General features: G+C 70.9%; 22 protein-coding genes and 1 pseudogene. 11 read left to right on the top strand and 12 right to left on the bottom strand.

Features of this window, described 5'->3' with window-relative positions:
* Positions 1-8: 8 nt before the first annotated feature.
* On the top strand, positions 9-2180 hold the full coding sequence (locus JOC24_RS29320; protein ID WP_205023437.1) for a 3-hydroxyacyl-CoA dehydrogenase NAD-binding domain-containing protein: 2172 nt from the start codon (positions 9-11) through the stop codon (positions 2178-2180).
* 21 nt (positions 2181-2201) lie between these two features.
* Here the strand turns inward: JOC24_RS29320 and JOC24_RS29315 are convergent, their stop codons facing one another.
* On the bottom strand, positions 2202-2942 hold the full coding sequence (locus tag JOC24_RS29315; RefSeq protein ID WP_205023436.1) for a MerR family transcriptional regulator: 741 nt from the start codon (positions 2940-2942) through the stop codon (positions 2202-2204).
* Between the two features lie 326 nt (positions 2943-3268).
* Between JOC24_RS29315 and JOC24_RS29310 the strand changes: the two are divergent.
* The 3 genes and pseudogenes from JOC24_RS29310 to JOC24_RS29300 form a co-directional block, all read left to right on the top strand.
* A pseudogene (locus JOC24_RS29310) lies at positions 3269-3807 on the top strand (long-chain fatty acid--CoA ligase); the annotation flags it as partial.
* Positions 3808-3847: 40 nt separating this feature from the next.
* On the top strand, positions 3848-4324 hold the full coding sequence (locus JOC24_RS29305; RefSeq protein WP_205023435.1) for a macro domain-containing protein: 477 nt from the start codon (positions 3848-3850) through the stop codon (positions 4322-4324).
* A gap of 592 nt (positions 4325-4916) precedes the next feature.
* Positions 4917-5549: a TetR/AcrR family transcriptional regulator gene (locus JOC24_RS29300; protein WP_205023434.1), complete on the top strand. Its 633-nt coding sequence runs from the start codon at positions 4917-4919 to the stop codon at positions 5547-5549.
* Here JOC24_RS29300 and JOC24_RS29295 read toward each other — a convergent pair.
* On the bottom strand, positions 5536-6012 hold the full coding sequence (locus JOC24_RS29295; RefSeq protein WP_374104541.1) for an aldehyde dehydrogenase family protein: 477 nt from the start codon (positions 6010-6012) through the stop codon (positions 5536-5538). The two genes, JOC24_RS29300 and JOC24_RS29295, sit on opposite strands and share 14 nt — an antisense overlap.
* On the bottom strand, positions 6009-6887 hold the full coding sequence (locus JOC24_RS29290; RefSeq protein WP_205023433.1) for an oxygenase MpaB family protein: 879 nt from the start codon (positions 6885-6887) through the stop codon (positions 6009-6011). The genes JOC24_RS29295 and JOC24_RS29290 overlap by 4 nt, the downstream gene beginning before the upstream one ends.
* 435 nt (positions 6888-7322) lie before the next feature.
* Here JOC24_RS29290 and JOC24_RS29285 point away from each other — a divergent pair, with 435 nt between their 5' ends.
* Positions 7323-8189, top strand: a complete 867-nt coding sequence (locus tag JOC24_RS29285) for an oxygenase MpaB family protein (RefSeq protein WP_205023432.1) — start codon at positions 7323-7325, stop codon at positions 8187-8189.
* A gap of 24 nt (positions 8190-8213) precedes the next feature.
* On the opposite strand, the gene JOC24_RS29280 is transcribed toward JOC24_RS29285, so the two are convergent.
* A complete protein-coding gene (locus JOC24_RS29280; protein WP_205023431.1) occupies positions 8214-9260 on the bottom strand; it encodes a LacI family DNA-binding transcriptional regulator in 1047 nt (348 codons plus the stop codon).
* Positions 9261-9502: 242 nt separating this feature from the next.
* On the opposite strand from JOC24_RS29280, the gene JOC24_RS29275 reads away from it, so the two are divergent.
* Positions 9503-11242, top strand: coding sequence for a BCCT family transporter (locus tag JOC24_RS29275; RefSeq protein WP_205023430.1), 1740 nt, complete (start codon positions 9503-9505; stop codon positions 11240-11242).
* Between the two features lie 14 nt (positions 11243-11256).
* On the opposite strand, the gene JOC24_RS29270 is transcribed toward JOC24_RS29275, so the two are convergent.
* Positions 11257-12189 carry an FAD-dependent oxidoreductase gene (locus JOC24_RS29270; protein WP_205023509.1) on the bottom strand — a complete coding sequence of 311 codons (933 nt, stop codon included), beginning with the start codon at positions 12187-12189 and terminating at the stop codon, positions 11257-11259.
* A 107-nt stretch (positions 12190-12296) separates the two neighbouring features.
* Here JOC24_RS29270 and JOC24_RS29265 point away from each other — a divergent pair, with 107 nt between their 5' ends.
* Complete coding sequence (locus JOC24_RS29265; protein WP_205023429.1) at positions 12297-13937, top strand: ABC-F family ATP-binding cassette domain-containing protein; 1641 nt, start codon at positions 12297-12299, stop codon at positions 13935-13937.
* 61 nt (positions 13938-13998) lie between these two features.
* Here the strand turns inward: JOC24_RS29265 and JOC24_RS34085 are convergent, their stop codons facing one another.
* From JOC24_RS34085 to JOC24_RS29245, 5 genes are all read right to left on the bottom strand, one after another.
* Complete coding sequence (locus JOC24_RS34085; protein ID WP_307792778.1) at positions 13999-15300, bottom strand: pectate lyase; 1302 nt, start codon at positions 15298-15300, stop codon at positions 13999-14001.
* Positions 15301-15479: 179 nt separating this feature from the next.
* Complete coding sequence (locus tag JOC24_RS29255) at positions 15480-16472, bottom strand: LacI family DNA-binding transcriptional regulator (RefSeq protein ID WP_205023428.1); 993 nt, start codon at positions 16470-16472, stop codon at positions 15480-15482.
* 528 nt (positions 16473-17000) lie between these two features.
* Positions 17001-19433, bottom strand: a complete 2433-nt coding sequence (locus tag JOC24_RS29250; RefSeq protein ID WP_205023427.1) for a Tex family protein — start codon at positions 19431-19433, stop codon at positions 17001-17003.
* A 170-nt stretch (positions 19434-19603) separates the two neighbouring features.
* Entirely contained in the window at positions 19604-19735 is a 132-nt protein-coding gene (locus JOC24_RS33890) for an LPFR motif small protein (protein ID WP_307792777.1), read from the bottom strand.
* A 67-nt stretch (positions 19736-19802) separates the two neighbouring features.
* Positions 19803-20666, bottom strand: coding sequence for an SCO6745 family protein (locus tag JOC24_RS29245; RefSeq protein ID WP_205023426.1), 864 nt, complete (start codon positions 20664-20666; stop codon positions 19803-19805).
* Between the two features lie 135 nt (positions 20667-20801).
* Here JOC24_RS29245 and JOC24_RS29240 point away from each other — a divergent pair, with 135 nt between their 5' ends.
* Both JOC24_RS29240 and JOC24_RS29235 read left to right on the top strand, forming a co-directional pair.
* Positions 20802-21758: a GlxA family transcriptional regulator gene (locus JOC24_RS29240; protein WP_205023425.1), complete on the top strand. Its 957-nt coding sequence runs from the start codon at positions 20802-20804 to the stop codon at positions 21756-21758.
* Positions 21759-21811: 53 nt separating this feature from the next.
* The gene (locus tag JOC24_RS29235) at positions 21812-22447 is read left to right on the top strand and encodes a DJ-1/PfpI family protein (RefSeq protein ID WP_205023424.1); all 636 of its coding nucleotides are present in this window, start codon (positions 21812-21814) and stop codon (positions 22445-22447) included.
* Here the strand turns inward: JOC24_RS29235 and JOC24_RS29230 are convergent.
* Positions 22434-23234 carry an enoyl-CoA hydratase/isomerase family protein gene (locus JOC24_RS29230; protein WP_205023423.1) on the bottom strand — a complete coding sequence of 267 codons (801 nt, stop codon included), beginning with the start codon at positions 23232-23234 and terminating at the stop codon, positions 22434-22436. The genes JOC24_RS29235 and JOC24_RS29230 overlap by 14 nt on opposite strands.
* Before the next feature lie 80 nt (positions 23235-23314).
* Here JOC24_RS29230 and JOC24_RS29225 point away from each other — a divergent pair, with 80 nt between their 5' ends.
* The gene (locus JOC24_RS29225) at positions 23315-23902 is read left to right on the top strand and encodes an HdeD family acid-resistance protein (RefSeq protein ID WP_205023422.1); all 588 of its coding nucleotides are present in this window, start codon (positions 23315-23317) and stop codon (positions 23900-23902) included.
* Positions 23903-24050: 148 nt separating this feature from the next.
* Entirely contained in the window at positions 24051-24506 is a 456-nt protein-coding gene (locus JOC24_RS29220) for an ATP-binding protein (RefSeq protein WP_205023421.1), read from the top strand.
* Positions 24507-24530: 24 nt separating this feature from the next.
* Here JOC24_RS29220 and idi read toward each other — a convergent pair whose 3' ends face one another.
* Complete coding sequence (gene idi, locus JOC24_RS29215) at positions 24531-25124, bottom strand: isopentenyl-diphosphate Delta-isomerase (RefSeq protein ID WP_205023420.1); 594 nt, start codon at positions 25122-25124, stop codon at positions 24531-24533.

Genomic DNA, 25124 nt, shown 5'->3' with positions numbered 1-25124 from the left:
AAATCGCAATGACCGAGAGCACCACCATCCGCTGGGAACAGGACGAGACCGGCGTCGTCACCCTCGTACTCGACGACCCCGACCAGTCCGCCAACACGATGAACCAGGGCTTCAAGGACTCCATCGCGGCCGTCGCCGAACGCGCCGAGGCCGAGAAGGACTCCATCCGGGGCATCATCTACACGTCCGCCAAGAAGACCTTCTTCGCGGGCGGCGACCTCAAGGACATGATCAGGATCGGTCCCGAGAACGCCCAGGCGGCGTTCGACGCCGGAACCGCCATCAAGAAGTCGCTGCGCCGCATCGAGACCCTCGGCAAGCCGGTCGTCGCCGCCGTCAACGGCGCCGCGCTCGGCGGCGGCTACGAGATCGCGCTCGCCGCGCACCACCGCATCGCCCTGGACGCCCCCGGTTCACGTATCGGCCTGCCCGAGGTCACCCTCGGCCTGCTGCCCGCAGGCGGCGGAGTCACCCGCACCGTGCGGCTGATGGGCATCGCCGACGCCCTGCTGAAGGTCCTCCTCCAGGGCACGCAGTACACCCCGCGGCGGGCCCTGGAGAACGGCCTCGTCCACGAGGTCGCCGCGACCCGCGAGGAGATGCTCGACAAGGCCCGCGCCTTCATCGACGCCAACCCCGAGTCGCAGCAGCCGTGGGACGTCAAGGGCTACCGCATCCCCGGCGGCACCCCGTCGAACCCGAAGTTCGCGGCCAACCTTCCCGCCTTCCCCGCCAACCTGAAGAAGCAGCTCGCCGGCGCGCCCATGCCCGCGCCCCGCAACATCCTGGCCGCTGCCGTCGAGGGGGCGCAGGTCGACTTCGAGACCGCGCAGACCATCGAGGCGCGCTACTTCACCGAGCTGGTCACCGGCCAGGTCGCGAAGAACATGATCCAGGCGTTCTTCTTCGACCTCCAGGCCGTCAACTCCGGTGCCAGCCGCCCGTCCGGCGTCGAGGAGCGCCAGGTCCGCAAGGTCGCGGTCCTCGGCGCCGGGATGATGGGTGCGGGCATCGCCTACTCCTGCGCACGCGCCGGCATCGACGTCGTCCTCAAGGACGTCTCCACGGAAGCGGCCGCCAAGGGCAAGGCGTACAGCGAGAAGCTCCTCGCGAAGGCGCTTTCCCGGGGCCGTACGACCGAGGCGAAGCGGGACGAACTGCTGGCCCGCATCACCCCGACCGGGGACGTGGCCGACCTCGCGGGCTGCGACGCCGTGATCGAGGCGGTCTTCGAGGACACCGCGCTCAAGCACAAGGTGTTCCAGGAGATCCAGGACGTCATCGACCCCGACGCCCTGCTCTGCTCCAACACCTCGACGCTGCCCATCACCGTGCTCGCCGAGGGCGTCAGCAGGCCGGTGGACTTCATCGGGCTGCACTTCTTCTCGCCCGTCGACAAGATGCCGCTCGTCGAGATCATTAAGGGCGAGAAGACCGGGGACGAGGCCCTGGCACGCGCCTTCGACCTCGTGCGCCGGATCAGGAAGACCCCGATCGTCGTCAACGACTCGCGCGGCTTCTTCACCTCACGGGTCATCGGCCACTTCATCAACGAGGGCGTCGCGATGGTCGGCGAGGGTGTGGAGCCCACGTCGGTCGAGCAGGCGGCGGCGCAGGCCGGCTACCCGGCCAAGGTGCTCTCCCTCATGGACGAGCTGACGCTCACCCTGCCCCGCAAGATCCGCGACGAGACCCGGCGCGCCGTCGAGGAGGCGGGCGGCACCTGGGCCACACACCCCGCTGACGGGGTCATCGACCGCATGGTCGACGAGTTCGGGCGCCCCGGCCGCAGCGGGGGAGCGGGCTTCTACGAGTACGGCGAGGACGGCAGCCGGGGTGCGCTCTGGCCGGGCCTGCGCGAGCACTTCACGAAGCCCGGTACCGACGTGCCCTTCGAGGACATGAAGGAGCGGATGCTCTTCTCCGAGGCACTGGACAGCGTCCGCTGCCTGGAGGAGAACGTCCTCATGACCGTGGCCGACGCCAACATCGGCTCCATCATGGGCATCGGCTTCCCCGCCTGGACCGGTGGCGTGCTCCAGTACATCAACGGGTACGAGGGCGGCCTGCCCGGCTTCGTGGCGCGCGCCCGGCAGCTCGCCGAGCGCTACGGCGACCGCTTCCTGCCGTCCGCGCTGCTGCTGGAGAAGGCGGAGAAGGGCGAGACCTTCCACGACTGACGGCGCCCGTGCGGGCCGTGTTCACTGCTCCTCGCCCGCGGTGAACGCGGCCCCCAGCTCCTCCTTCAGCGACCGCTGGAAGGCGGTCAGCAGCGCCTGGAGCACCATCGGCTGCATATGGGCCGAGAGCGACTTCATCGCCTTCACGTGTTCCGGGTCCGACTCCCGCTCGCGGTAGGGGTTCCACACCTCGTCCCGGAACAGCCGGGTCAGCTCGTGGGCGGCCGAGCGGGTGTGCTCCAGCAGGACGGTGCGCGCGGCCAGGATCGTCTCGTGCGCGATGGGCACGTCCAGGAGCTCCACCCCGAGCCGCAACAGACCCGGATCCACCAGGCACGGCCCCTCGGGCACCGTCGGGTGCTCCAGCACTCCCATGGCCGCCAGCCGGTCCAGGTCCTGCTCGCTGAGGGTCCGGCCCGCCCGACGCTCCAGTTCGGCGCGCTCCATGTCCTCGGCCGAGTCGGGCGCCCAGGAGGCCACCAGGGCGCGGTGGATCGCCAGATCCTGCGCGCTCAGGTCGGGTGGCAGCTGCTGGAGGTAGCGCTCGATGGCGGCCAGCGTCATGCCCTGGTGCTGGAGTTCCTCGATGAGGGCCAGCCGGGAGAGGTGGTCGTTCCCGTAGTGCCCGACGCGTCGGGGGCCGATCACGGGAGGCGGCAGCAGGCCTCTGGTGCTGTAGAAGCGCACGGTGCGCACGGTGACGCCCGCGCGCGCCGCCAGTTCGTCGACGGTCAGCGTCGGCTCGTCGGTTCCGGTGGCCATGGCTGCTCCTTGTCGCGGACAGGCCCGTCCTGACGGGTCTGGGTCGATCAGGTGCAACAGTATTGCTGTCGCACCACTGTTGTGAAAGTGCTCAGGGGTGCCCGCCCTGGGAGCCCCGACCGGTCTGCGGAATGTGGCTGCGAGAGTGCGTACCCCACCCTTCGCGCTCACGACTGGAGCAGTGGTCGGCGACCACGCCCGCCGACGCCGACATCATGCGGCATCCGTCAGGATCTCGTCCGGCGGTTGATCATTCTGTCAGGGGCAGGGATTCCAAGTGGTCGGCTCCGGAGTCCTTCGCGGGTCGGTCATGCCAAGGGCCGGAGACCGTCTTCCGGGGCTATCTGCGCGACGGCGGCACCGTGGAACAGGCTCTGGGCGAGGACGGCTGGTTCGCTGCAGGCGACGTCGGGCGCCTGGACGAGGACAACTTCCTCCGGCTCACCGACCGCAAGACGGAAATGATCATCACCTCGACCGGGAGAACGTATCCCCGGCACTGGTGGAGAACACGCTCAAGGAGCATCCGCTGATCGGCCAGGCGTTCGTCCACGGTGACGGACACTCCTACCTGGTGGCGCTCCTCGTGCTGGACGCGGAGATGGCACCTTCCTGGGTGGCGGCCCGCGGAATCGAGGGCGACCCGGCCACCTGCCCCGAGGTACGGGAGGAGATCGCACGTGCCGTCGAGGCCGCCAACGCCCGGCTGAACCGCAGCGAACAGATCAAGCGCTACCGGCTGCTGATGCGGGAGTGGGGCCCGGAGACCGGTGAACTCACTCCCTCGCTGAAGCTCCGCCGCCGGTTGACCCGCGACCGGTACAGCGAGGTCCTCGACGCGCTGTACACCGAGGGCGGGGCCTGAGCGACGGGCTGTTGTCGGTGGCGGCCCGTACGGTGGGTGCATGCCGGGGATCACGTATGTGCAGGGGGACGCCACCGCGCCGCAGGGCAAGGGCGTCAAGCTGATCGTGCACGTGTGCAACGACCTGGGCGGCTGGGGCAAGGGCTTCGTCCTGGCCGTGTCCCGACGCTGGCCCGGGCCCGAAGCCGCCTACCGGAGCTGGCACCGTGAGCGCGCCGGCAACGACTTCGGTCTGGGGGCCGCGCAGTTCGTCCAGGTCGAACCCAACGTCTGGGTGGCGAACGTGGTGGGCCAGCGAGGGATACGCACCGGCAGCAAGGGCGTTCCGGTGCGTTACGAGGCGATCGACGAGGGGCTGCGGAAGGTGGCGGTGCGGGCCGTCGAGCTGGGTGCGTCGGTGCACATGCCGAGGATCGGCTGCGGCCTGGCGGGCGGCACCTGGTCCAAGGTCGAACCCCTCGTCACCGAGCGGCTGGTGAACCGCGGCGTCGACGTCACGGTGTACGACTACGGGTGAGGCCGCCGGCCCGGTGCCTCCCGCCGGATCGACGGCACCCGGCTCGATCTCGGACGCCAGGCCAGCCGGCCGGTGCCGCAGGGCTCGGAAGGAGCCGGTCGGCCGGACTGCTCGCGTCCGCGCGCTTCCGGGCACGTCCGCGAGCGTGTCCTTCGGGATCCGAGCGGCAAGGCCCGGCATTTCGCCGCGAGGAGGAGCCCTTCCGCGTCGGGACCCGCCATCAGCTGGGCCCATGCGCGGTCCGTGTGCCGGCCACGGTCGACCGGCAGCCGTGACATCCGTGGAGAAGACGTCGTTGACCTCGTGGCGGCCCAGCGTCTCCGTCGGCCGAAGGCCGCCGGCCGGGTGTGGAGCGACGGGGCGTGCGGGACCGCCGGTCCGCGGCCAGGGCGTCGCGCTGCTTACGCGTGCCGCACTCGCGCCGCGGAGAAGTCGCGCAGGGGCGTGACGAATGCCCGTCGCTCGGGGGAGAGCGATCGCGGGAGGGCGGCGTGGACGGTGCCTCCGGGAGGGAGAGTTACAAAGAGACGGATTGAGTAACGCTGTTTCTGTATCGATGTGGTTGAGTGGTGGCAACGGACGGGGAGGGCTCATGGCGGCACCGGGTACCAACGAGGCACTGCTGGCCAGGGCGCTCGTCGAGACGCCACCGTCCGACGCGCTGAGCGAACAGATCCTGGACGCGGCACGCGAGCAGTTCATGACCTTCGGGCTGCGCCGATCGACCGTCGACGACGTGGCCAAGCGCGCCAAGGTCTCGCGCGTCACCGTGTACCGCCGGATCGGCAACAAGGACAGCCTGGTGTCCGCCTGCCTTCTGCGGGAGTACCGCAGATTCGTCGTGGACGTGGACGAGGCGGCGGCCGCGCTGCCGACCACCGAAGACCGGCTCGTCGCCGGCTTCGTCGCCGTGCTGAAGCACATTCGTGAGCACCCGCTGGTGGGAGGGCTGCTCAGGCTGGAGCCGGAGATCATGCTCCCCTTCCTCACGCTGGAGAGCGGCCCCGCCTTCCTCGCGATACGCGATTATCTGGCCGACCGCCTCCGCCACGCCCGGCGCGCCGAGGGGCGGCCGGAGACGGACCCGACACCGGTCGCCGAACTGATGGTGCGGATCACCGTCTCCTTCCTCCTCAACCCCGTGAGCTGCTTCGAGCTGGACGACGACGAGCAGGTGCGGGCCTTCGCCCGCCGTTATCTGGTGCCGCTCCTCAGCGCCGCGTGACCGTCCTCAGAACCGGGCGTGCTGCTTCCGCCCAGCTCGACGGCCCGGGCCAGGCGAGGGCGTAGTTGATCGATCCCATCGGTGTGTGGAGAGGATAGTTCCAGGGCCCGCTCACCCCGAGCGGTCGGTAGGCCGGCAGGGCCCGCTGGTGGACCGACAGGAGGCCGGACGGTACCCGCCGCCGGCCCAGCACCAGGCGGGCGTTGCGTGCCGCCCAGCCGAGGTGGACCAGTGTCAGCAGCACCTCGGCGCGGGCGTCGTGCACCGGTTTCCCGGTCTCGGATGCGATCACCTGGTCGAACTCGTCCGTACGGCAGGCGAGTTCACGCTTCCACCGGAGCAGCCAGGTGCGCCGTTCCCGTGCCCCGAGCGCGGCCCAGCTTCGGCCGGCGCTCCTGGCCCGCGCCACCGCGGCGCGGATGTCCTCGATCGTCTGCTCCGCCGGGTTCGTTCCGGTCGTCATGGCTTCTCCGTGGGAAGAGGTTCCAGCGGACGGCTCTGGGCCCAGTGCGGGCCGAGGTCGTCGAGCTGGTAACCGAAGGGGTAGCTGCGCGGCCGTGGGCGGGAGGGCAGCCACCGGGGCCGGGCCGGCAGCAGCCGCACACCGTGCGACCGGGCGCGCACCAGGCGAACGGCCGACGCCCGCATCCACCGCGGCTGTTCCGGGAAGCCCAGTGCCCTCAGCAGCGGCTCGTCCAGCAGAGCGAGCGAGAACCTGGCGACAAGGGGGCGCAGCGGGGCCGGGTACCAGGCGGCCATGACCCGGAAGGTGGCGTTGGCGACGCGGCGGTTCGCCGGGTCGTAGGCGAACATCCGGGCCTCGTAGGAGTCGAGCAGTTCCTCGAAGCCCTCGTAGGTGTCGGGAGCGCCCTCGATGCCCATCATGGCGGCCATCCGCCGCCCCACCTCCGCCAGCGCTCCCGCCTCCTGCGCGCACAGGGGCCGCCACCCGAACCGGTCGATCCAGCGTTTGGGGCCGACGACGGTGGTGGCCAGCACGTAGAGGTAGTCCTCGTTCGGGATGCGGTACTTGCCGTGGATGCGGTTGAGATGGCGGGCAGCGGCCCGGGCGCGCTCCGAATCGAAGCCCTCGGCCGCCATCTCGTATCCGAACAGGACGGTGTCGTCGTAGCGCTTCTGACCGTTGCGCTCGAACTCCTGGGTGCGGTCGAGCAGTAAGGAGATCCGCGGGACGCCGTAGTCGCGCAGGAAGGCGACGCTGATGCCCTGACGGTAGTCCCACGGGAATTCGTACTGCGACATCAGCTGGAGTATCTCGGCGCAGTCCCGGGCGGGATCCATGCGGCGGATCTCACGCAGTCGGCTGTAGCGGGCCATGGTGCGGCCTCCTCTGTTGGTACGGCCTTCGGATACGGGGGACGGCGGCGAGGCCGGTGCGGCGGACGCCCTCGGCGCCGACGTCGCGGATGTCGAGCGGCATGCCGTGCTGCCGATGGGGGAGGGGCAGAGCCGATCCCATCCAGTGGGTGTGCCTTGGCCCAACTCCTGTGCCGAGGGAGGTTGTCCGACGGCCCCTCCCGCCCCCGAGAGTCAAAGTTACAAATACTATTGACTTGTTTCACCGGGTGCGTCAACACTGCTGACACAGATTCGAAGAGTGGGCCCGCGCGGAGAAGGGCCAGGGCGGCGAGCCGCGCTCCGCCGCCGGGGATCGCCGCCCCTGCGGATCGTCGGCGAGCGCGCGATCGCATACTGGAACACACACGGGCCGGGCACCGATCCGCGCACCCGTAGACCCTTGGGAGCACTCACATGACCAGCACGGGAGACCCCGTACCGCCCCCGCCGGGCGGAGTCCTGTGGAGCCTCGCCGGCGACGTCCGCGGACTGCTGATGCTGCCCGCCGCCCTCACCCTCCAGGTCGCCCACCCGGCCGTCGGTGCCGGCGTCGACGAGCACTCGGTCTTCCGCACGGATCCCTGGGGACGCGGCGAGCGGTCCCTCAGATCCCTCCAGCTCTGGGTGTACGGGGGAGAGGCCGCCGCGGAGGAGGGCCGCAGGCTCAGGAAGCTGCACCGCACGATCCAGGGAACCGACACCCGGGGCCGCCGCTACAACGCGCTCACGCCCGCGAACTACGCGTGGGTGCACGCCACCGGCTTCCCCGTATACCAGCACGCGTCGCGCTATCTGGTGCGCCCGCTCACCGAGGCGCAGGAACGCGCCCTGTACCGGGAGTGGCTCCAGGTCGGACGGATCCTGGGCATCCACGACCGTGACATGCCGCAGACGATCGAGGACTTCTGGCCCTACTACCGGAAGATGCTGGCCGACGAGGTGGAGGCCACCGTCGTCGTGCGGGAGCTGGTCGCCACGGATGTCTCCGTACCGCCTCCGGACAGGGGGCCCCTCGTCCTGCGGCTGCTCCTGAGGACGCTGTGGCCGGTGCTTCTCCCGCCGCTGGCCCGGTTCCGCTCCTTCATCACCGTCGGGCTGATGCCGCCGGACGCCCGTGAGGCCATCGGGCTCGACTGGACACCGGAGCAGGAGCGCCGGCTGCGGCGCTTCGGCGCCGTGGTGCGACGCGTCGTGCCTCTGCTCCCGGAGCGGCTGCGCTACCTGCCGTCGGCCAGGTCGGCGCGGGCCGAGTGGCGGGCCGGCCGGCCGGGTGCGGGCTGACCCCGGCCCGACCTCTGCGGGGTCTCAGGCCGAGGCCCGGCGGACCAGCTCCGTCGGGGTGATCACGGACTCGGGCCAGGCGTCCGTGTCGCTGTTCAGGCGCTCCATCAGGAGCCGCACCATCAGCCGGCCCATGCCCTCGACGTCCTGACGGATCGTCGTCAACGGCGGTACGGCGGCCTCCGCCACCGAGGTCATGTCGTCGAATCCGACCACCGCGACGTCCTCCGGCACGCGGACACCTCTCTCGCGCAGGATCCGCAGGGCGCCCGACGCCATCAGGTCGTTCGACACGAAGACGGCGTCGAGGTCCGGATGGGTGTCCAGCAGACCCGCCATGGCCCGCGCCCCGCCCTCCGCGGTGAAGTCGCCGTCCGCGACGAGTTCCCTTCCCGCGTCCGGGAGCACGTCGTGATAGCCGTCGATGCGGTCGAGGGCCGATGTCTGGTCCCGTGGCCCCGCGATGTGCGCGATGCGGCGCCGGCCGAGCGAGACCAGGTGACGCACCGCCTCGCCGGCTCCGCCCCGGTTGTCGCAGTCGACGTAGGGCACCTGGGGGGCGTCCCCGCCCGCCGGGTGGCCGGGGCGGCCCCCGAAGACCGTCGGGACCCGGAACCTGCGGATGATCGCGGGCAGTTCGTCGTCCGTGTGCAGCGAGAAGGCCAGCACCCCGTCCACGTGACCACCGGCCAGATAACGGGTGACCCGCTCGAAGTCGCCGCTGCCCTCGACCAGGAGCAGGACCAGCTGTGCGTCGTGGGCGTTGAGCTCGCGGCTGATCCCGCGGATCTGGCGGGAGAAGAACGGGTCGGAGAAGACCCGGAACTCGGGCTCGTCGATGATCACGGCGACGGCGCCGTTGCGCCGGGTGACCAGCGTCCGTGCCGCGTGGTTCGGGATGTAGCCGAGCTCCTCGACGGCTCGGCGCACCTGGTCCACCAAGGGCTGCCGTACGCCCGCCCCGCCGTTGACGACCCGTGAGGCCGTCGCCCTGGACACCCCGGCGCGGGCCGCGACGGCCTCCAGGGTGGGGCGGACGTCACGATGCGGGTCGGGGGTCGGGTCGGGCAAGAGTCGCTCCTCGTACACGCGCGTCCCGGCTGGGAACGGCTGGAACTGGCGGGTTCGGCACGAACGCCGTCAGCCTAACCGCCCGGTACGGGCAGCCGGGCAGGTGAGCGCGTCGCGAGCGTGCGGCATATCAACCTCGAGACGGTCGAGCCGGAACGGCTTGTTGATCCCGCATGAGGGACACCGCCTGTGGTACTGCCTTACGGAGAGCGAAATTTCGCACTGCGTGAAAGGTGCCATCTGTGTCACACGACGAGCAGGATTCGGGAGGGCGGGGGGACTATCTCCCGGTCACGGCCGAACTACCCTCCGACCCGCATCACGGCCGGCGCCCCACGACCGACCGGGTGGTCTTCGGCGTCACGGCGGTGCTCACCGTCGCCTTCGTGGTCTGGGGTTCCACGGCCACCGATTCGCTGGAGAGCGTGTCCAGCACACTGCTCACCGGACTCATCCACAACGGTGGCTGGGCCTTCATGCTGGCGGCTTCGGGTTTCGTGGTCTTCGCCCTCTGGCTCGCGATCAGCCGGTACGGGAAGATCTCGCTCGGACAGGAGGGCGAGGAGCCCGAGTTCCGTACGATCTCCTGGGTCGCGATGATGTTCAGCGCGGGCATGGGAATCGGTCTGATGTTCTACGGGGTGAGCGAGCCGCTGGCCCACTTCGTGCACCCGCCGCCGGGGACCCGTCCCGAGGACGCCGCCGAGGCGATGCAGACGGCGATGGCGACCACCCTCTTCCACTGGACCCTGCACCCCTGGGCGATCTACGCGGTCGTCGGGCTCGCCATCGCCTACAGCGCCTACCGCCGGAACAGAAGGCAGACGATCAGTTCGGTCTTCGTGCCGCTCATCGGCGAGAAGCGTGCCCACGGGACCATCGGCCGGGTCATCGACATCCTCGCCATCTTCGCGACCCTCTTCGGCTCCGCGGCCTCGCTCGGGCTCGGCGCGCTCCAGATCGGCAGTGGTTTCCAGGAGCTCAACTGGATGGAGAAGACCGGCACCGGCCTGCTGGTCGCGATCATCGCCGTGCTGACGGTCGCCTTCGTCGCCTCCGCCGTGTCCGGGGTCGAGAAGGGCATCCAGTGGCTCTCCAACATCAACATGGTGCTCGCCCTGATCCTGGTGGTCTTCGTCTTCATCGCCGGACCCACGATCATCGTGCTCGACCTGATTCCCACCTCCATCGCCGCCTACTTCGGTGACCTCGCCCAGCTCGCCGGGCGCACCGAGGCCACCGGCAAGGGAGAGGTCGCCGACTGGCTCGCCAGCTGGACGGTCTTCTACTGGGCGTGGTGGATCTCGTGGACGCCCTTCGTCGGCATGTTCATCGCCAGGATCAGCCGGGGCCGGACGATCCGTCAGTTCGTCGGCGGCGTGATCCTGGTGCCCAGCACGGTCAGCCTGGTCTGGTTCGCGGTCTTCGGCGGGTCGGCGATCAGGCTGGAGGAGTCGGGGCAGCTCAAGGGTGTCGGCACCACCCCGGAGGCACAGCTCTTCGGTGTCCTGCAGCAGTTCCCGGTCGCGACCCTCATGAGCATCCTGGTGATGGTCCTGGTCGGCATCTTCTTCGTCTCGGGTGCCGACGCGGCATCGATCGTGATGGGCACGCTCTCCCAGAAGGGCGTCCTCGAACCCGCCAAGTGGGTCGTGATCTTCTGGGGCGTCGTCACCGGTGCCGTGGCGGCGGTCATGCTGCTCATCGGCGACGGCCAGGGCGACGCTCTCGCCGGACTGCAGAACCTGACCATCCTCGTGGCCGCGCCCTTCACCATCGTCATGATCGGCATGTGCGTGGCCCTGATGAGGGACCTGCGGCACGACCCGATGATCGTCCGCAGGGAGTTCGGCGTGGAGGCGGTCGAATCCGCGGTCATCGAGGGGCACGCCAAGTACGACGGGGACTTCGAGATCCGGATCGGCCCCGGCACGGCGGAGGTCACCACCGACGAACGCCACAAGCACGACCCCCCGGCCTGACCGCGTGCTGCGGCTCAGCCCACCAACTGGGCCGCAGCACGCGCACAGCCCCGGGCCACCGTCACCCCGGCGCCTCCGTGCCCGTAGTTGTGCACCAGCAGACCGCCGCCCGGCAGCTCCTCCGCCTCGATCCGCACCCCGGCGTCCCTGGCCGGCCGGAGCCCCACGCGGTGGCCGACGACACGGGCCCCCGCGATCTCCGGCCGCACCCGCGCGCAACGCGCCACGATCTCCCGCGCCGTGCGGGCATCGGGCTCCGTACGCGGGTCGTCGACCTCCGCCGTCCCGCCCAGCAGCAGACCGCCCGGCTGCGGGAAGAGATACGTCGTCGCGCTCGACGCCGGATCCGCCCGGGTGAACCACTCCTCGATGCCCGGGTTCTCCACCACGACCAGCTGGCCCCGCACCGGACGCACACCCGGATCCGGAACCAGCTCGCGGGCGCCGAGCCCGGTGCAGTTGACCACCACCCGCGCCTCGGCCGCCGCCTCCGCGAAGCCGCGCACCGTATGCCGCTCGACCGAACCTCCCGCAGCGGACACCCGGCCCTCCAGCCAGCGCAGATGAGTCGGCATGTCGATCAGCGGAAGGGTCACCCGCAGCCCCTCCGGCACGTCGGACACCTCACGCAGGCCGCGGGCCCACGGGCCCAGCGCGGCCGACCGCCCGCCCCCGTGCACCCCGGGGACCATGCGCACTCCGGTCTCCACGGGGTCGGCGGCCAGCTCCTCGTACACCCGGAGCGTCTCGAGCGACCACCCGGCGACCAGTGCTGCGGGCTCGATCCGGTACGGCCACCACAGCGCACCGGCCACGGCCGAGGTCGTCGCCGTTGCCTGATCCCGGGACCAGACCCGCACCCGCAGGCCGCGCTCCGCCAGCACCAGCGCCGTGGTCAGCCCGCTGACCCCGCCACCCACCACGATCACGTCCGACACCGTGCTCACCTCTGTGTCCACGCCGGCCCGCGCCTGCCGAGGGCCGGAGGGGGCATGGTCGCACCCTGGTCCGGCGGACAACACGACCGCTCCGGTTCGTTAGGATCGGCACCCTGATGACTGCCACTCTCGTCGCCAAGGAACTCGCCGCCGGACACGGCGACCGCACGCTCTTCGCAGGACTCGACCTCGTGGTCGCGCCCGGCGACGTGATCGGTCTCGTCGGAGCCAACGGTGCCGGTAAATCCTCGCTGCTCCGTCTGCTCGCAGGGCTCGACCGGCCGGAGGAGGGCGAGCTGAGGCTCTCCCCGCCCACCGCGACCGTCGGACACCTCCCGCAGGAGCCCGAGCGCCGCGAGGGCGAGTCCGTACGGGAGTTCCTCGCCCGCCGCACCGGCGTGGCCGAGGCCCAGGCCGCCATGGACGCGGCGACCCAGGCCCTCGTCGACGGAGCGCCCGGCGCGGACGACGCCTACTCCGAGACGCTGGAGCGCTGGCTGTCCCTCGGCGGCGCAGACCTGGACGAACGCGCCGAGGAGGTCGCCGCCGAACTCGGACTGACCGTCGGCCTGGACCTCCCGATGACGGCCCTCTCCGGCGGCCAGGCGGCCCGCGCGGGCCTCGCCTCGCTGCTGTTGTCGCGCTACGACGTCTTCCTGCTCGACGAACCCACCAACGACCTGGACCTCGACGGCCTGGAGCGTCTGGAGCGCTTCGTCTCCGGGCTGCGCGCCGGTACGGTCGTCGTCAGCCACGACCGTGAGTTCCTGATGCGCACCGTCACCAAGGTCCTCGAGCTCGACCTCGCCCAGCAGGAGATCAACCTCTACGGCGGCGGCTACGCCTCCTACCTGGAGGAGCGCGAACGCGCGCGTACCCATGCCCGCGAGGAGTTCGAGGAGTACGCCGACAAGCGCTCCGCGCTCGAAGGCCGGGCCCAGATGCAGCGTGGCTGGATGGACAAGGGTGTCAAGAACGCCCGGCGGAAAGCCACCGACAACGACAAGATCGGCCGCAAGTTCCGCAGCGAGGCCAGCGAGAAGCAGGCCGCGAAGGCCAAGCAGACACAGCGCATGATCGAGCGCCTCGACGTCGTCGAGGAACCGCGCAAGGAGTGGGAGCTGCGGATGGAGATCGCCTCCGCACCGCGCTCCGGTTCCGTCGTGGCCACCCTCCGCGACGCGTCGGTGGTCCGCGGCGGCTTCTCCTTCGGTCCGGCCACCCTGCAGATCGACTGGGCGGACCGGGTCGCCATCACCGGCGCCAACGGGGCCGGCAAGTCCACGCTGCTCGCCGCCCTGCTCGGCAGGCTGCCGCTCGACGCGGGCCATGCCTCGCTCGGCTCGGGTGTCGTCGTCGGCGAGGTCGACCAGGCGCGCAAGCTCTTCCACGGCACGGAGAGCCTGCTCGACGCCTTCTGCGCCGCAGTCCCCGACACCGAGCCCGCCGAGGTGCGCACCCTGCTCGCCAAGTTCGGCCTGCGCGCCGCCCATGTGCTGCGCCCCGCGACCACGCTCTCGCCCGGCGAACGCACCCGGGCCGGCCTCGCCCTCCTCCAGGGAAGGGGCGTCAACCTGCTGGTCCTGGACGAGCCGACGAACCACCTGGACCTTCCGGCGATCGAACAGCTGGAGTCGGCGCTGGAGGCGTACACCGGGACCCTCCTGCTGGTCACGCACGACCGGCGGATGCTGGAGGCGGTCCGTACCACCCGACGCGTCGAGGTGTCCGACGGCAAGGTCACCGAATCCGCGTGACCCGTGAGGGGCCCGTCCCTCCCAGGGAGAGAGGGACGGGCCCCGGCGGACGGTCCGTGACTCAGTCGACGTAACTGATCTCGGACGAGGAGTAGATGCAGTTGGTGCCGTCCGCGCCCGAGCCGATCTCGCTCGGTTCACCGCTCGTCGTGCCCTTGTACTTGGTGCAGATCTTCATGTCGCGGTCGCCGTCGTCGTAGATCGTGACGTCCGAGATCCGGGCCGTGTCACCGTAGTTGGTGTTGATGCCGACCAGGCTCGTGCCAGGTGCCGTCGCCCAGATGTTCTGCAGCTGGATGTGCCGGGCGTTCTGCGTGGAGCAGTTCCCGCAGGAACGGACCAGCTTCCCGAAGTCGTCGACCTGGAAGTTCTTCACGACCAGGGTGCCGACACCGTTGTGCTGGAACACCTTGTCCTCGGCCAGCCTCGCGCCACCGCCGTCGATCGTGCGGACCGTCGAGGAGGAGCCGCCCCGGAAGGTCGCGGCGTCCTCGCCCACGTCCTCCCACCAGACGTTCTTGATCGTGCAGGTGCCCGCGCAGTGCACACCGTCGGCGGCCGGGGCACCAAGGATGACGTTCTGCAGGGTGGCGCCGTCCGCCAGCTTGATCATCGGTGGTTGGTCCTCGTCCTGACCGCCGGTGCCCAGGTCACCGCTGCCGTACAGGCGCTTCATGCCACCGTCGTACGTCCCCGAGACCTGGATCGTCGAGGAGATGGCCTGGCTGCCGTTGGCGGTCGGCCACGACGGCCGGTCCGTGGGCGGGTCGGTGGGGTCGGTCGGCGGGTCCGTCGGGTCCGTGGGTACGGTGCCCGAGGCGGTGAAGGTCCAGCTCTTGCTGCTCACCGAGTCGCAGGAGTTCTGCTGGACGAGGGCTCCTGCCGCGGTCGAACTGTCCTTCACGTTGAGGCACTTGCCGCCGTTGCTGTTGACGACGCGGTAGGTGTTGCCACTGACGGCGGTCAGTGTCCACACCTGGGTGGCCGCACCGCTGCAGTTCTGCTGCTCCACGGCCTTGCCGGCACTGGTGGAGGCGTCCCGCACACCGGCGCACTTCGCGCTGCTCGCGGCGGCGAGGGTGTAGCCGCCGCCCGACGCGGTGAGCTTCCAGGTCTGCGCGGCGGCGCCGTTGCAGGTGCTCTGGGCGAGTTGGGTCCCCGCCGAGGTGCTGGAGCCGGGCACACCCAGACACAGACCGCTGGCGGCGTTCGTCAGCTTGTATGAGCCTGCGGCCGGGGCCGCCGAGGCGGATCCGCTCGCGAAGAGAGCCGTGAGGCCCGCGGCGAGCAGCGACACCACGACGGCCAACGTGGCGGCCGTTCGACCGCCACGTCTTCTGACGTGCTGATTCTCAGTGCGCACTGGTCATTCCTTTCACCGCCCGCGGCGTCCTCCGCAGGCACCGGTCAGTGGTTGGTGCGGTGGTGAAGGCTGTTCCCGGCTCCGGACCAAGATTCCGTATGGTGAACCGAGTTCTGATATGAGAACGGCGGTGACGGTACGTCACCCGTTGTGAGCGGTCAACACGTTGGCGCGGACGATCAGTCGGCCGATGGATCTGCCGTCGCGGTGGAGTCCCTGACGATCAGTGAGGTGTCCAGCGTGGTCTGCGCCGTGGAGGGCGTCGAGCCCAGCGTCTCCACCGTCTGGATCAGCAGGTCGACCGCTGTCCGGCCGGCCGCCGCGGTGGGCATGGCCACCGTGGTGAGCCGTGGCCGGTTCAGCCTGCCGGCCACGGTGTCGTCCACGCCGACCACGCTGACGTCGCGCGGCACCCGCACGTCCCGTTCGCGCAGGCCTTCGATGAGCCCGATGGCGACCAGGTCGTTGTAGGCGATCACCCCGGTGGCGCCCGTCCTCAGCACGGCTGCCGTCGCCGCGATCCCGCCGTGCTCCGTCGGTGCGTTGGGGCCGAGCACGTCGAGCCGGATCCCCTGATCCGCGGCCGCCCGCCCGGCGGCCCGGCGCATCTGGGCGCTGGTCCACGACCCGCGCGGGCCGCCGACCAGGGCCAGATGCCCGTGGCCCAGCCCCGAGAGGTGTTCCACCGCGAGGGCCGCGCCGTGCGCCACATCCATCAGTACGGCGGAGAGTCCCGCCACCTGGCGGTTGACCAGGACGAAGGGCAGGTCTCCGCCCAGGCGGGCGATGACCTCGTTGGCCAGCCTGGGGCTGACCAGGACCACACCGTCGACCTGCCGGGCCAGGGTCCTGATCAGCTCCTCCTCCGTCGCGACGTCCTCGTCCGTGTCCGCCACGAAGACCTGGTAGCCGTGGACGCGGGCGTATGCCTGAGCCGCCTTGATGAGCGGCGGGTAGAAGGGGTTGGCGATGTCGGAGACGATCAGCCCGAGATTCCGGGTGCGGCCCGTGGTCAGCGCCCGTGCCGTCTCGTTGGGCTGGTAGCCCAGTTCCGCGGCGACGGCCAGCACCCGGTCCCGGGTCTCCCGCTTCACGAGATGGGAGGCCGAGAAAGCACGCGAGACGGTGGAGACGTGCACCCCCGCCGCCTGCGCGACATCACGGATGGTCATCGCCACGGTCGTTTCCCCTTGCCCGCCCTGCGGCATCGGCCGCCCGACCCCGAACGTACCCCCGCCGGACCCCGGTGCATACAGGAGGAGCGGGGCCATGAGCGCCCCTAGGGCCTGACTCTTTGCAACCGGTTGCACGACAGGGCACAGCTCAGGAAGGAGGAGAGTGGCGGGCGGGGGCGGAAGGAATGGCTCCGGGCGCCGCGGCGAGGTCGGCGCGGACGGGTTTTCGCGTCGTGGGGGACATCGGGAGTCCTCTCCGTCGGGGGAGTCGATGAGGGTGCGAGAGGTGGGGAAACCTCACTCCTGCGGCAAGCGGCCCGTGATGCCGGGATGCAACCAGTGCAATGCAACCGGTTGCATCCCGGGCTGGCACTCAGAGTGATGGCGCGTCCTGGGCATGTCAATGCCTCCGACAGCACTCGTCCCACACGCCATCGCCGGGCCCGGTCAGCGGAGCGCGGTGTCCGGTAGAACGACGACGGGCGGACAGGGCCGCTGCCCCGTCCGCCCGTCCGTACCGCCGTCTCAGCGCTTGCGTCCGCCCTTGTCGGAGCCGTCCGTCAGGCCTGCTCGCCGCAGGGCGTCGGCCATCGCGCTGTTGGCGGGGGCCGCGGCGGGCCGCGCCGCGCCAGCGCCACCGCGCCTGTCATGGCGCTGGCCTCCGTTTCCTTGACGGTGGTCCTGTCCCTGTCCCTGTCCCTGCCGCTGGCGGGGCGGCCGTTCCCCGCCGCTCCGCGGTGCGTTCCGCTCGCGCTTCGGGGCCTGTCCGCCACCCTGGCCCGCCGTGGCCTCGTCGTCGAGCCGCAGAGTCAGAGAGACCCGCTTGCGCGGCAGGTCGACGTCCATGACCTTCACCTTCACGATGTCGCCCGGCTTCACGACGTCCCTCGGGTCCTTGACGAACGTCCGGGACATCGCGGACACATGGACGAGACCGTCCTGGTGGACGCCGACGTCCACGAACGCGCCGAACGCCGCCACGTTCGTGACGACACCCTCCAGCACCATCCCCGGGGCCAGGTCGCCGAGCTTCTCGACACCCTCCTTGAACGTGGCCGTCCGGAACGCGGGTCGCGGGTCGCGGCCCGGCTTCTCCAGCTCCCTGAGGATGTCCGTGACCGTGGGCAGACCGAACTTCTGGTCCACGAAGTCGTCCGGCCGCAACGAACGCAGCGTCTGCGCGTTGCCGATCAGCGAGGCGACGTCACCGCCCGTCCGCTTCACCATCGTCCGCACCACGGGGTACGCCTCCGGGTGCACGCTCGACGCGTCCAGCGGGTCGTCGCCGCGGATCCGGAGGAAGCCCGCACACTGCTCGTACGCCTTGGGGCCCAGCCGCGCCACGTCCTTCAGTGCCCGGCGGGAGCGGAACGGGCCGTTCGTGTCCCGGTGGGCCACGATGTTCTCGGCCAGCCCGGACCCGATGCCCGACACCCGCGAGAGCAGCGGTGCCGAAGCGGTGTTGACGTCGACGCCGACCCCGTTCACACAGTCCTCGACCACCGCGTCCAGGGAACGCGACAGCTTCACCTCGGACAGGTCGTGCTGGTACTGGCCCACGCCGATCGACTTCGGGTCGATCTTCACCAACTCGGCGAGCGGGTCCTGCAGCCTGCGCGCGATCGAGACCGCCCCGCGCAACGACACGTCCATGTCCGGGAGTTCCTGGGAGGCGAAGGCCGACGCCGAGTACACGGAGGCGCCCGCCTCCGAGACCATCACCTTGGTGAGCTTCAACTCCGGGTACCTGTCGCACAGTTCACCGGCCAGCTTGTCGGTCTCGCGGGAAGCCGTGCCGTTGCCGATCGCGATCAGATCGACGTGGTGCTCCCTGGCGAGACGCTCCAGCGTGGCCAGCGACCGGTCCCACTGGTTCGCCGGCACGTGCGGGTGGATGACGTCCGTCGCGACGACCTTGCCGGTCGCGTCCACGACGGCGACCTTCACCCCCGTACGGAAGCCCGGGTCGAGCCCCAGCGTCGCCCGGGTCCCGGCCGGGGCGGCGAGCAACAGGTCGCGCAGGTTGGACGCGAAGACGCGCACGGCCTCGTCCTCCGCCGCGGTGCGCAGCCGAAGTCGCAGATCGATCCCGAGGTGCACGAGGATCCGGGTCCGCCAGGCCCAGCGAACCGTGTCACCCAGCCACTTGTCCCCGGGGCGGCCGCGGTCGGCGACACCGAACCGACGGGCCACCATGTTCTCGTACGACGAGGGGCCCGGCTGCTCGGACGGCTCCTCCGGCTCCAGGACCAGATCGAGCACGTCCTCCTTCTCGCCCCGGAGCATCGCGAGGACGCGATGCGAGGGCAGCGCTGTGAAGGGCTCGGCGAAGTCGAAGTAGTCGGCGAACTTCGCGCCCGCCTCCTCCTTCCCGCCCCGCACCTTCGCGACGACCCGGCCGCGCGACCACATGCGCTCGCGCAGCTCGCCGGTCAGGTCGGCGTCCTCCGAGAAGCGCTCCGTCAGGACCGCCCGGGCGCCTTCCAGCGCCGCCGCCGCGTCCGCCACACCCTTGTCGGCGTCGACGAACGCCGCGGCTGCGACGAGCGGGTCCACCGACGGGTCGCCGAGCAGCCCGTCGGCGAGGGGCACCAGGCCCGCCTCGCGCGCGATCTGCGCCTTCGTCCGGCGCTTCGGCTTGAACGGCAGGTAGATGTCCTCCAGCCGCGCCTTGGTCTCGGCCGCCCGGATCTGTGCCTCCAGGGCCGCGTCCAGCTTGCCCTGTTCACGCACGGAATCGAGGACCGCCGCACGGCGGTCCTCGAGTTCCCGCAGGTAGCGAAGCCTCTCCTCGAGCGTGCGCAGTTGCGCGTCGTCGAGCATCTCGGTCGCTTCCTTGCGGTAGCGCGCGATGAACGGCACGGTGGACCCGCCGTCGAGCAAGTCGACGGCCGCCTTCACCTGACGCTCACGTACGCCGAGCTCCTCGGCGATCCTGCCTTCGATGGACGTCGTCACGGTTTTCCCGACTCGCCTTCTCGTACTGGCTGTGCTGGCTGTGCCACTGGGGTGATCCACTCCCGGTGGTCCCCTTCGCCTGCATTGTGCCGGGTGGCCGGGGGCCGTGTCGCGTGACCCGGTCGGTCACGGTGCCGATCACGGCCCCGGCGTCGTGCCTGACGGTCCGGTCATGCGCGACGGGCCCCGCCGCCGCGTGACGCGCCGCCGAAGAGGCCTGCCAGGAGCCGGAAGGGCAGAGTCACCACGGTGGCAACGGCCGATCCGACGGTACTCAGGGCGTTGGCGATCGCACGGAACACGGTGTGCCTCCTTCGTAGGGTGTTCCTACCGCGTGGCCCGTTCCGCCGGTCGTAAACGTGCGGTGGCTCAGCCCTTGCCGACCAGGTCATCGGGGAACGCGCCGGCGGCCGCCGCCGTGAAGAGGAACCCGCGGCCCAGCTCCGTGAGCCGCTCCACGCCCTCGGCGCCGAGGTGCTCGTACGGTGCCGCGTCCATCCGGTCCGTCGCCTCCTCCAGCCCAGCCCTGAGCGCGGTGCCCGCGTCGGTCAGCTCGCCCTCCGCGTCCAGCACACCCCGGTCGCGCAGCCGCTCCACCGCCGCGTCCCAGTCCGCGCGCCGCCAGCCGCGGGTGGCGACGACCCAGCGCGGCGCCATGCCCTTGCCGGTGGCGGTGTGGCTGACCAGGGCCTCGAGCGGATCGAGGCCGGCCGTGAGCAGAGCGGCCAGGTGCCCGTCGCCGCGGTGCTCGCGCAGCAGCGTCGCCGCGTGCCAGTAGGCCATGTGCGGCTGGTCCGGCACGTCCAGATCGGCGTGCGCGGCGTACAGCGGTCGGGCGTGGCGTGTGCAGGCCTCGGCGGCCCGCAGGGCCAGCCCGGCCGCCTCCGCCATCTCCGGGGAGGCGAGTACCTCCTCACCCAGCACCCGGCGCAGGGTCGAGTCGGCTGCCCGCAGACGGGCGTCGAGCGCCGCCCGGGGGGTGATGTCGGACCAGACGGCGGGCAGATGGCGGGCCACCAGCTCGTGGTTGAAGTTGTAGAAGGTCGCGGTGACCGTGCCCGCGCCGGCCGCACCCAGGGCCGCGCCCCGCGCGGCGAAGTAGACCCGGCTGTCGTCGTCGATGCCGAGCTCCCCGAACTCCTTGCCGAGGTCGGGGGAGAAGTACACACAGGAGTGCAGCGGGTTGAGCGCGTTGTGGCAGCGGCGTCCGGCACGCGGGGGAAGAGTACTCATGCCCGCACGTTACCGACTGGTTGGTACGTGGGGTAGACCCGGGTGGGCAGGCGACGGGCCGTCGACTTCCGTGTGGCAGGAAAGGTGGGGAACTCGTCATTGCGGCCATCGGGCCGTCCGCCCAGGATGTCGGACATGAAGCAGCGTTCCGTACTCGTCGTCCTCTTCGAGGGCGTGCAAAGCCTCGACGTGAGCGGCCCGGCGGAGGTCTTCGCGGGTGCCTCCCGCTTTCCCGGGATCGCCTACGACCTGCGCACCGCCTCACTGGACGGTGAGCCCGTCCGCTGCTCCAGCGGCCTCACCCTCGTCCCGGACGGCACGCTCGCGGACGCCCCGGTGCCCGATCTGCTCCTCGTGCCGGGAGGCGCCGGCACGAGGACGCCCGACCCGGAGCTGGTCGGCTGGCTCCGCACCCACGGCCCACGGGCCCGGCAACTGGTGTCGGTGTGCACCGGCGCCCTTCTCCTCGCCGAGGCGGGTCAGCTCGACGGCCACCGGGTCACCACCCACTGGTCCGTGTGCGAGTCGCTCGCCCGCGACCACCCGGCGGTGCACGTGGACCCGGATCCGATCTTCGTACGCGACGGGCGGCTGGCGACTTCGGCCGGCGTCACCGCCGGCATCGACCTCGCGCTCGCCCTGGTCGAGGAGGAACACGGACGGGAGGTGGCGCTCACCGTCGCCCGCCACCTGGTCGTGTTCCTGCGGCGCCCGGGCAACCAGGCCCAGTTCAGCGCCCAGCTCACCGCGCAGACCGCCGTCCGTGAGCCCCTGCGCGAGGTCCAGCACTGGATCACCGAGCACCCCGGCTCCGACCTCTCGGTGGAGGCGCTCGCGGCCCGTGCCAGGCTCTCGCCCCGCCAGTTCGCCCGCGCCTTCCGGACCGAGACCGGCGTCACCCCCGGCCGGTACGTCGAGCGCGTACGACTGGAACAGGCGCGACGGCTGCTGGAGGACACGACCGACGGCGTCATCGCCGTCTCCCGCGCGAGCGGCTACGGCACCCCGGAGGCGATGCGCCGAGCCTTCGTCAAGGCCCTCGGGACGGCACCCGCCGAATACCGGCGCCGCTTCCGCTCCAGGCCCGCGTGAGACCCGGGCGGCCCCCTTCGCCCGGCTTCGACAGCAGCAACGAGAGGAACCTCATGCAGATCGCCGTCGTACTCTTCGACCGTTTCACCGCGCTCGACGCCGTGGGCCCGTACGAGATGCTCAGCCGGGCCCCCGGCGCCGAGACCGTCCTCGTCGCCGAGCGGCCCGGTGCCGTACGCAACGACAGCGGCAGCCTCTCGCTCGTCGCCGACCGTGCGCTCGCCGACGTGCCCGCCCCCGACGTGGTGATCGTGCCGGGAGGCCCCGGTCAGAGCGACCAGATGGAGAACGAGGCGCTGCTGGGCTGGCTGCGGACGGCGGATGCCACCAGCACCTGGACGACCTCGGTGTGCACCGGTTCGCTGCTGCTCGCCGCCGCCGGACTGCTCACCGGCCGGCGTGCCGCCTCGCACTGGCTGGCACTCGACGTCCTGAAGACCTTCGGGGCCGAGCCGACGGGTGAGCGGGTGGTCCTGGACGGCAAGTACGTCACGGCCGCGGGCGTCTCCTCCGGCATCGACATGGGCCTCACCCTGCTCGGCAGGATCGCGGGCGACGACTACGCCGGGACCGTCCAGCTGCTGACCGAGTACGACCCCCGGCCGCCCTACGACTGCGGGTCGCCGGGGAAGGCCCCGGCGGCCATGGTCGAGGAGTGCCGGGCCAGGAGCCGCTTCATCCTGACGTAGGCGCGGACCCGGTGCTGCCCGTCGTCCAGGTGAAGCGGGGGGCTCGGCGTTCCAGGAAGGCGGCGACCCCCTCCGCGGTGTCGCCGCTGCCGTGTGCCTGCTGCGACCAGTACGCGTCCCGGTCCGCGCGCCCGTCGGCGAACTCCTTGGCCGATGCCTGGGTCAGCTGCGAACGGGACGCCAGGACCCGCGCGAACGCGAGCACACGGTCCTCCAGCCCGCCGGCCGGCAGCACCTCGTCGACGAGTCCCGTGCGCAGGGCCCGCTCCGCGCCGATCAGCTCACCGGAGAACAGGAGGTACTTCGCCGTGGAAGGACCCACCAGCGCGACCAGACGCCGGGTCGACGACGAGGAGTAGACGATCCCCAGCTTGGCAGGGGTCACCCCGAAGGAGGCGCCCTCCTCGGCGAACCGCAGATCGCAGGCCGCCGCGAGCTGGCTCCCACCGCCCACGCAGTATCCGCGCACGGAGGCCAGCGTCGGCCGGGGGAACGCCGCCAGGGCCTCCTCGGCCCGGACCGCGAGCGCCTGCGCCCGGCCCCGCGGGTCCTGGAGGGAAGCGATGTCCGCGCCGGCGCAGAAGGTGTCACCGGCGCCGGTGAGCACCAGGACGCGTACGCCGTGGTCGGCGGCCAGCTCCTCCAGCAGCACGGGCAGCGCCTGCCACATGTCCGACGACATGGCGTTGCGCTTGGCCGGGTTGCTGATGACGACAGTGGCGACACCGTCCACGACCGTGTGCTCCAGCCGCGGCTCCGTCCGTGCCGGCTGCTCCGTGAGGTCCATGCGCCGGATGCTATCCGCAGGGCTCGAACCTATGATCAAGAAGGGGTCGCGAAGCGCGCACGCACCGTGAGGAGCTGTCGATGGCCGGACCCACGACCGAGGGCAGGAAGCTCAACCGGAGCTTCGGGGGTCTCGCCCTGCTCGGCGTCCTGCTGGTCGTCGCGGGGCTCGTCGGCCTCGTCTACACCGGCGTAGCCACACTCACCTCGATGATCCTCTTCGGCTGGCTGCTGCTCATCGGAGGTCTCGTCGGCCTCCTGCACGCCGTCCAGGCGCGCGGCACCGCGTTCTTCTGGCTCGGAGTGGTGGTCGCCGCCCTGAACATCGCGGCCGGGGTGGTCGTGATCAAAAATCCGGTCGGTACGGCCGAGGCGCTGACGATGTTCGCGGCTCTGCTCTTCCTCACCGGGGGAGTGTTCCGGCTCGTCGGCAGCGTCGTCGTGCGGGGCCCGCAGTTCGGCTGGACCCTGCTCCAAGGGGCTTTCGGGCTCGTACTGGGGGTGCTGGTGCTCATCGACTGGCCCCACAGCAGCCTCTACGTGCTCGGCTGCTTCTTCTCCCTGGCCCTGCTGTTCGACGGACTCGGACTGATCGCGTTCGGCGTGGGCGGACGACGGGTCGTCAGTCTGGTGACGGACCAGATGACGCCCGAAAAGGGCGAGAAGTAGTCCCATCACCTGACGCCGGCACACTGACCCGGTCAAATTGATTCAAGAAGAGACTACTTGCGGTCAGAGCCGCAGTCCGGACCACACTCTTCCCGACACTCGTTACCCGATGGTCGGTGACGTGCGAGTCGAGAGCGGGTGGCGGTCCATGGAGAGCCGTGGGAGTGTTCCGGCCCATCCCGTTGCGTACGAGGGCGTGTGGCGCTTCACCGCCCCCGCCGTCGACGTCTCGGTCCCCCAGGCCCGGCGCGCGGTCCGGGACCTGATCGACAGGCAGGGCGTACCCGTGGAGGACGACATCCTCCAGGGGCTGCTGGTGATCGTCTCGGAACTCGTCACCAACGCGGTCCGGCACGCGGCACTGCTCTCGCCCGAGCTGGCCGTCGAAGTGGCCATCGGGGCGGAGTGGATCAGGGTCTCGGTCGAGGACAACCACCCCTACCGCCCGACGGCACTCGTCACCGACTACGCGCAGACCGGCGGGCGAGGACTGCTCCTGGTCCGCGAGATCACCGCCGAGGCCGGCGGCACCTGCGACGTGGAGCACACCGCGGGCGGCGGGAAGATCATCTGGGCGGCGCTGCCCCTCAAGACGCAGCTCTGACCGCCCCCTGCGGGGTGTGCGGCCTCACCAGCCCGCGGACGGCCCCGTCAGCTCCCTGACCGCGGGCCGCGCGGCATCCAGCACGGTCATGAACCAGGCCGAGAACGGTGCGGCGGCATGCCGTTCCGCGAGTTCATCAGCGGTGACGAAGGCCGTCTCGCCGACCTCCTCCTCGTCCGGACGCAGGCGCTCCTGCACCATTCCGACGAACAGATGGTTGAATTCCTGCTCCACCAGGCCCGACATCGGATCGGGGTGGTTGTAGCGGACCGTTCCCGCCGCGGCGAGCAGCGAGGGAGAGACCCCAAGCTCCTCGTACGTGCGCCGGGCGGCCGCCGCGAACGGTGCCTCTCCCGGGTACGGATGGCCGCAGCAGGTGTTCGACCACACACCGGGGGAGTGGTACTTGCCGAGCGCGCGGCGCTGAAGCAGCAGCCGCCCCTGCTCGTCGAAGAGAAAGACGGAGAACGCCCGGTGGAGCTGGCCGGGGGCCTGGTGAGCGGCGAGCTTCTCCGCGGTGCCGATGGTGGTGCCGCTCTCATCGACCAGTTCGAGCATGATCGCTTCTGCTGTGCCGTTCGACGAGCTGTTCGCCGCGGTGGCTGGTGTGGTCGGCAT

This window comes from Streptomyces sp. HB132 (genome assembly GCF_016909575.1).
Classification (GTDB): domain Bacteria; phylum Actinomycetota; class Actinomycetes; order Streptomycetales; family Streptomycetaceae; genus Streptomyces.
This window is presented reverse-complemented; position numbering and strand designations above follow the sequence as displayed.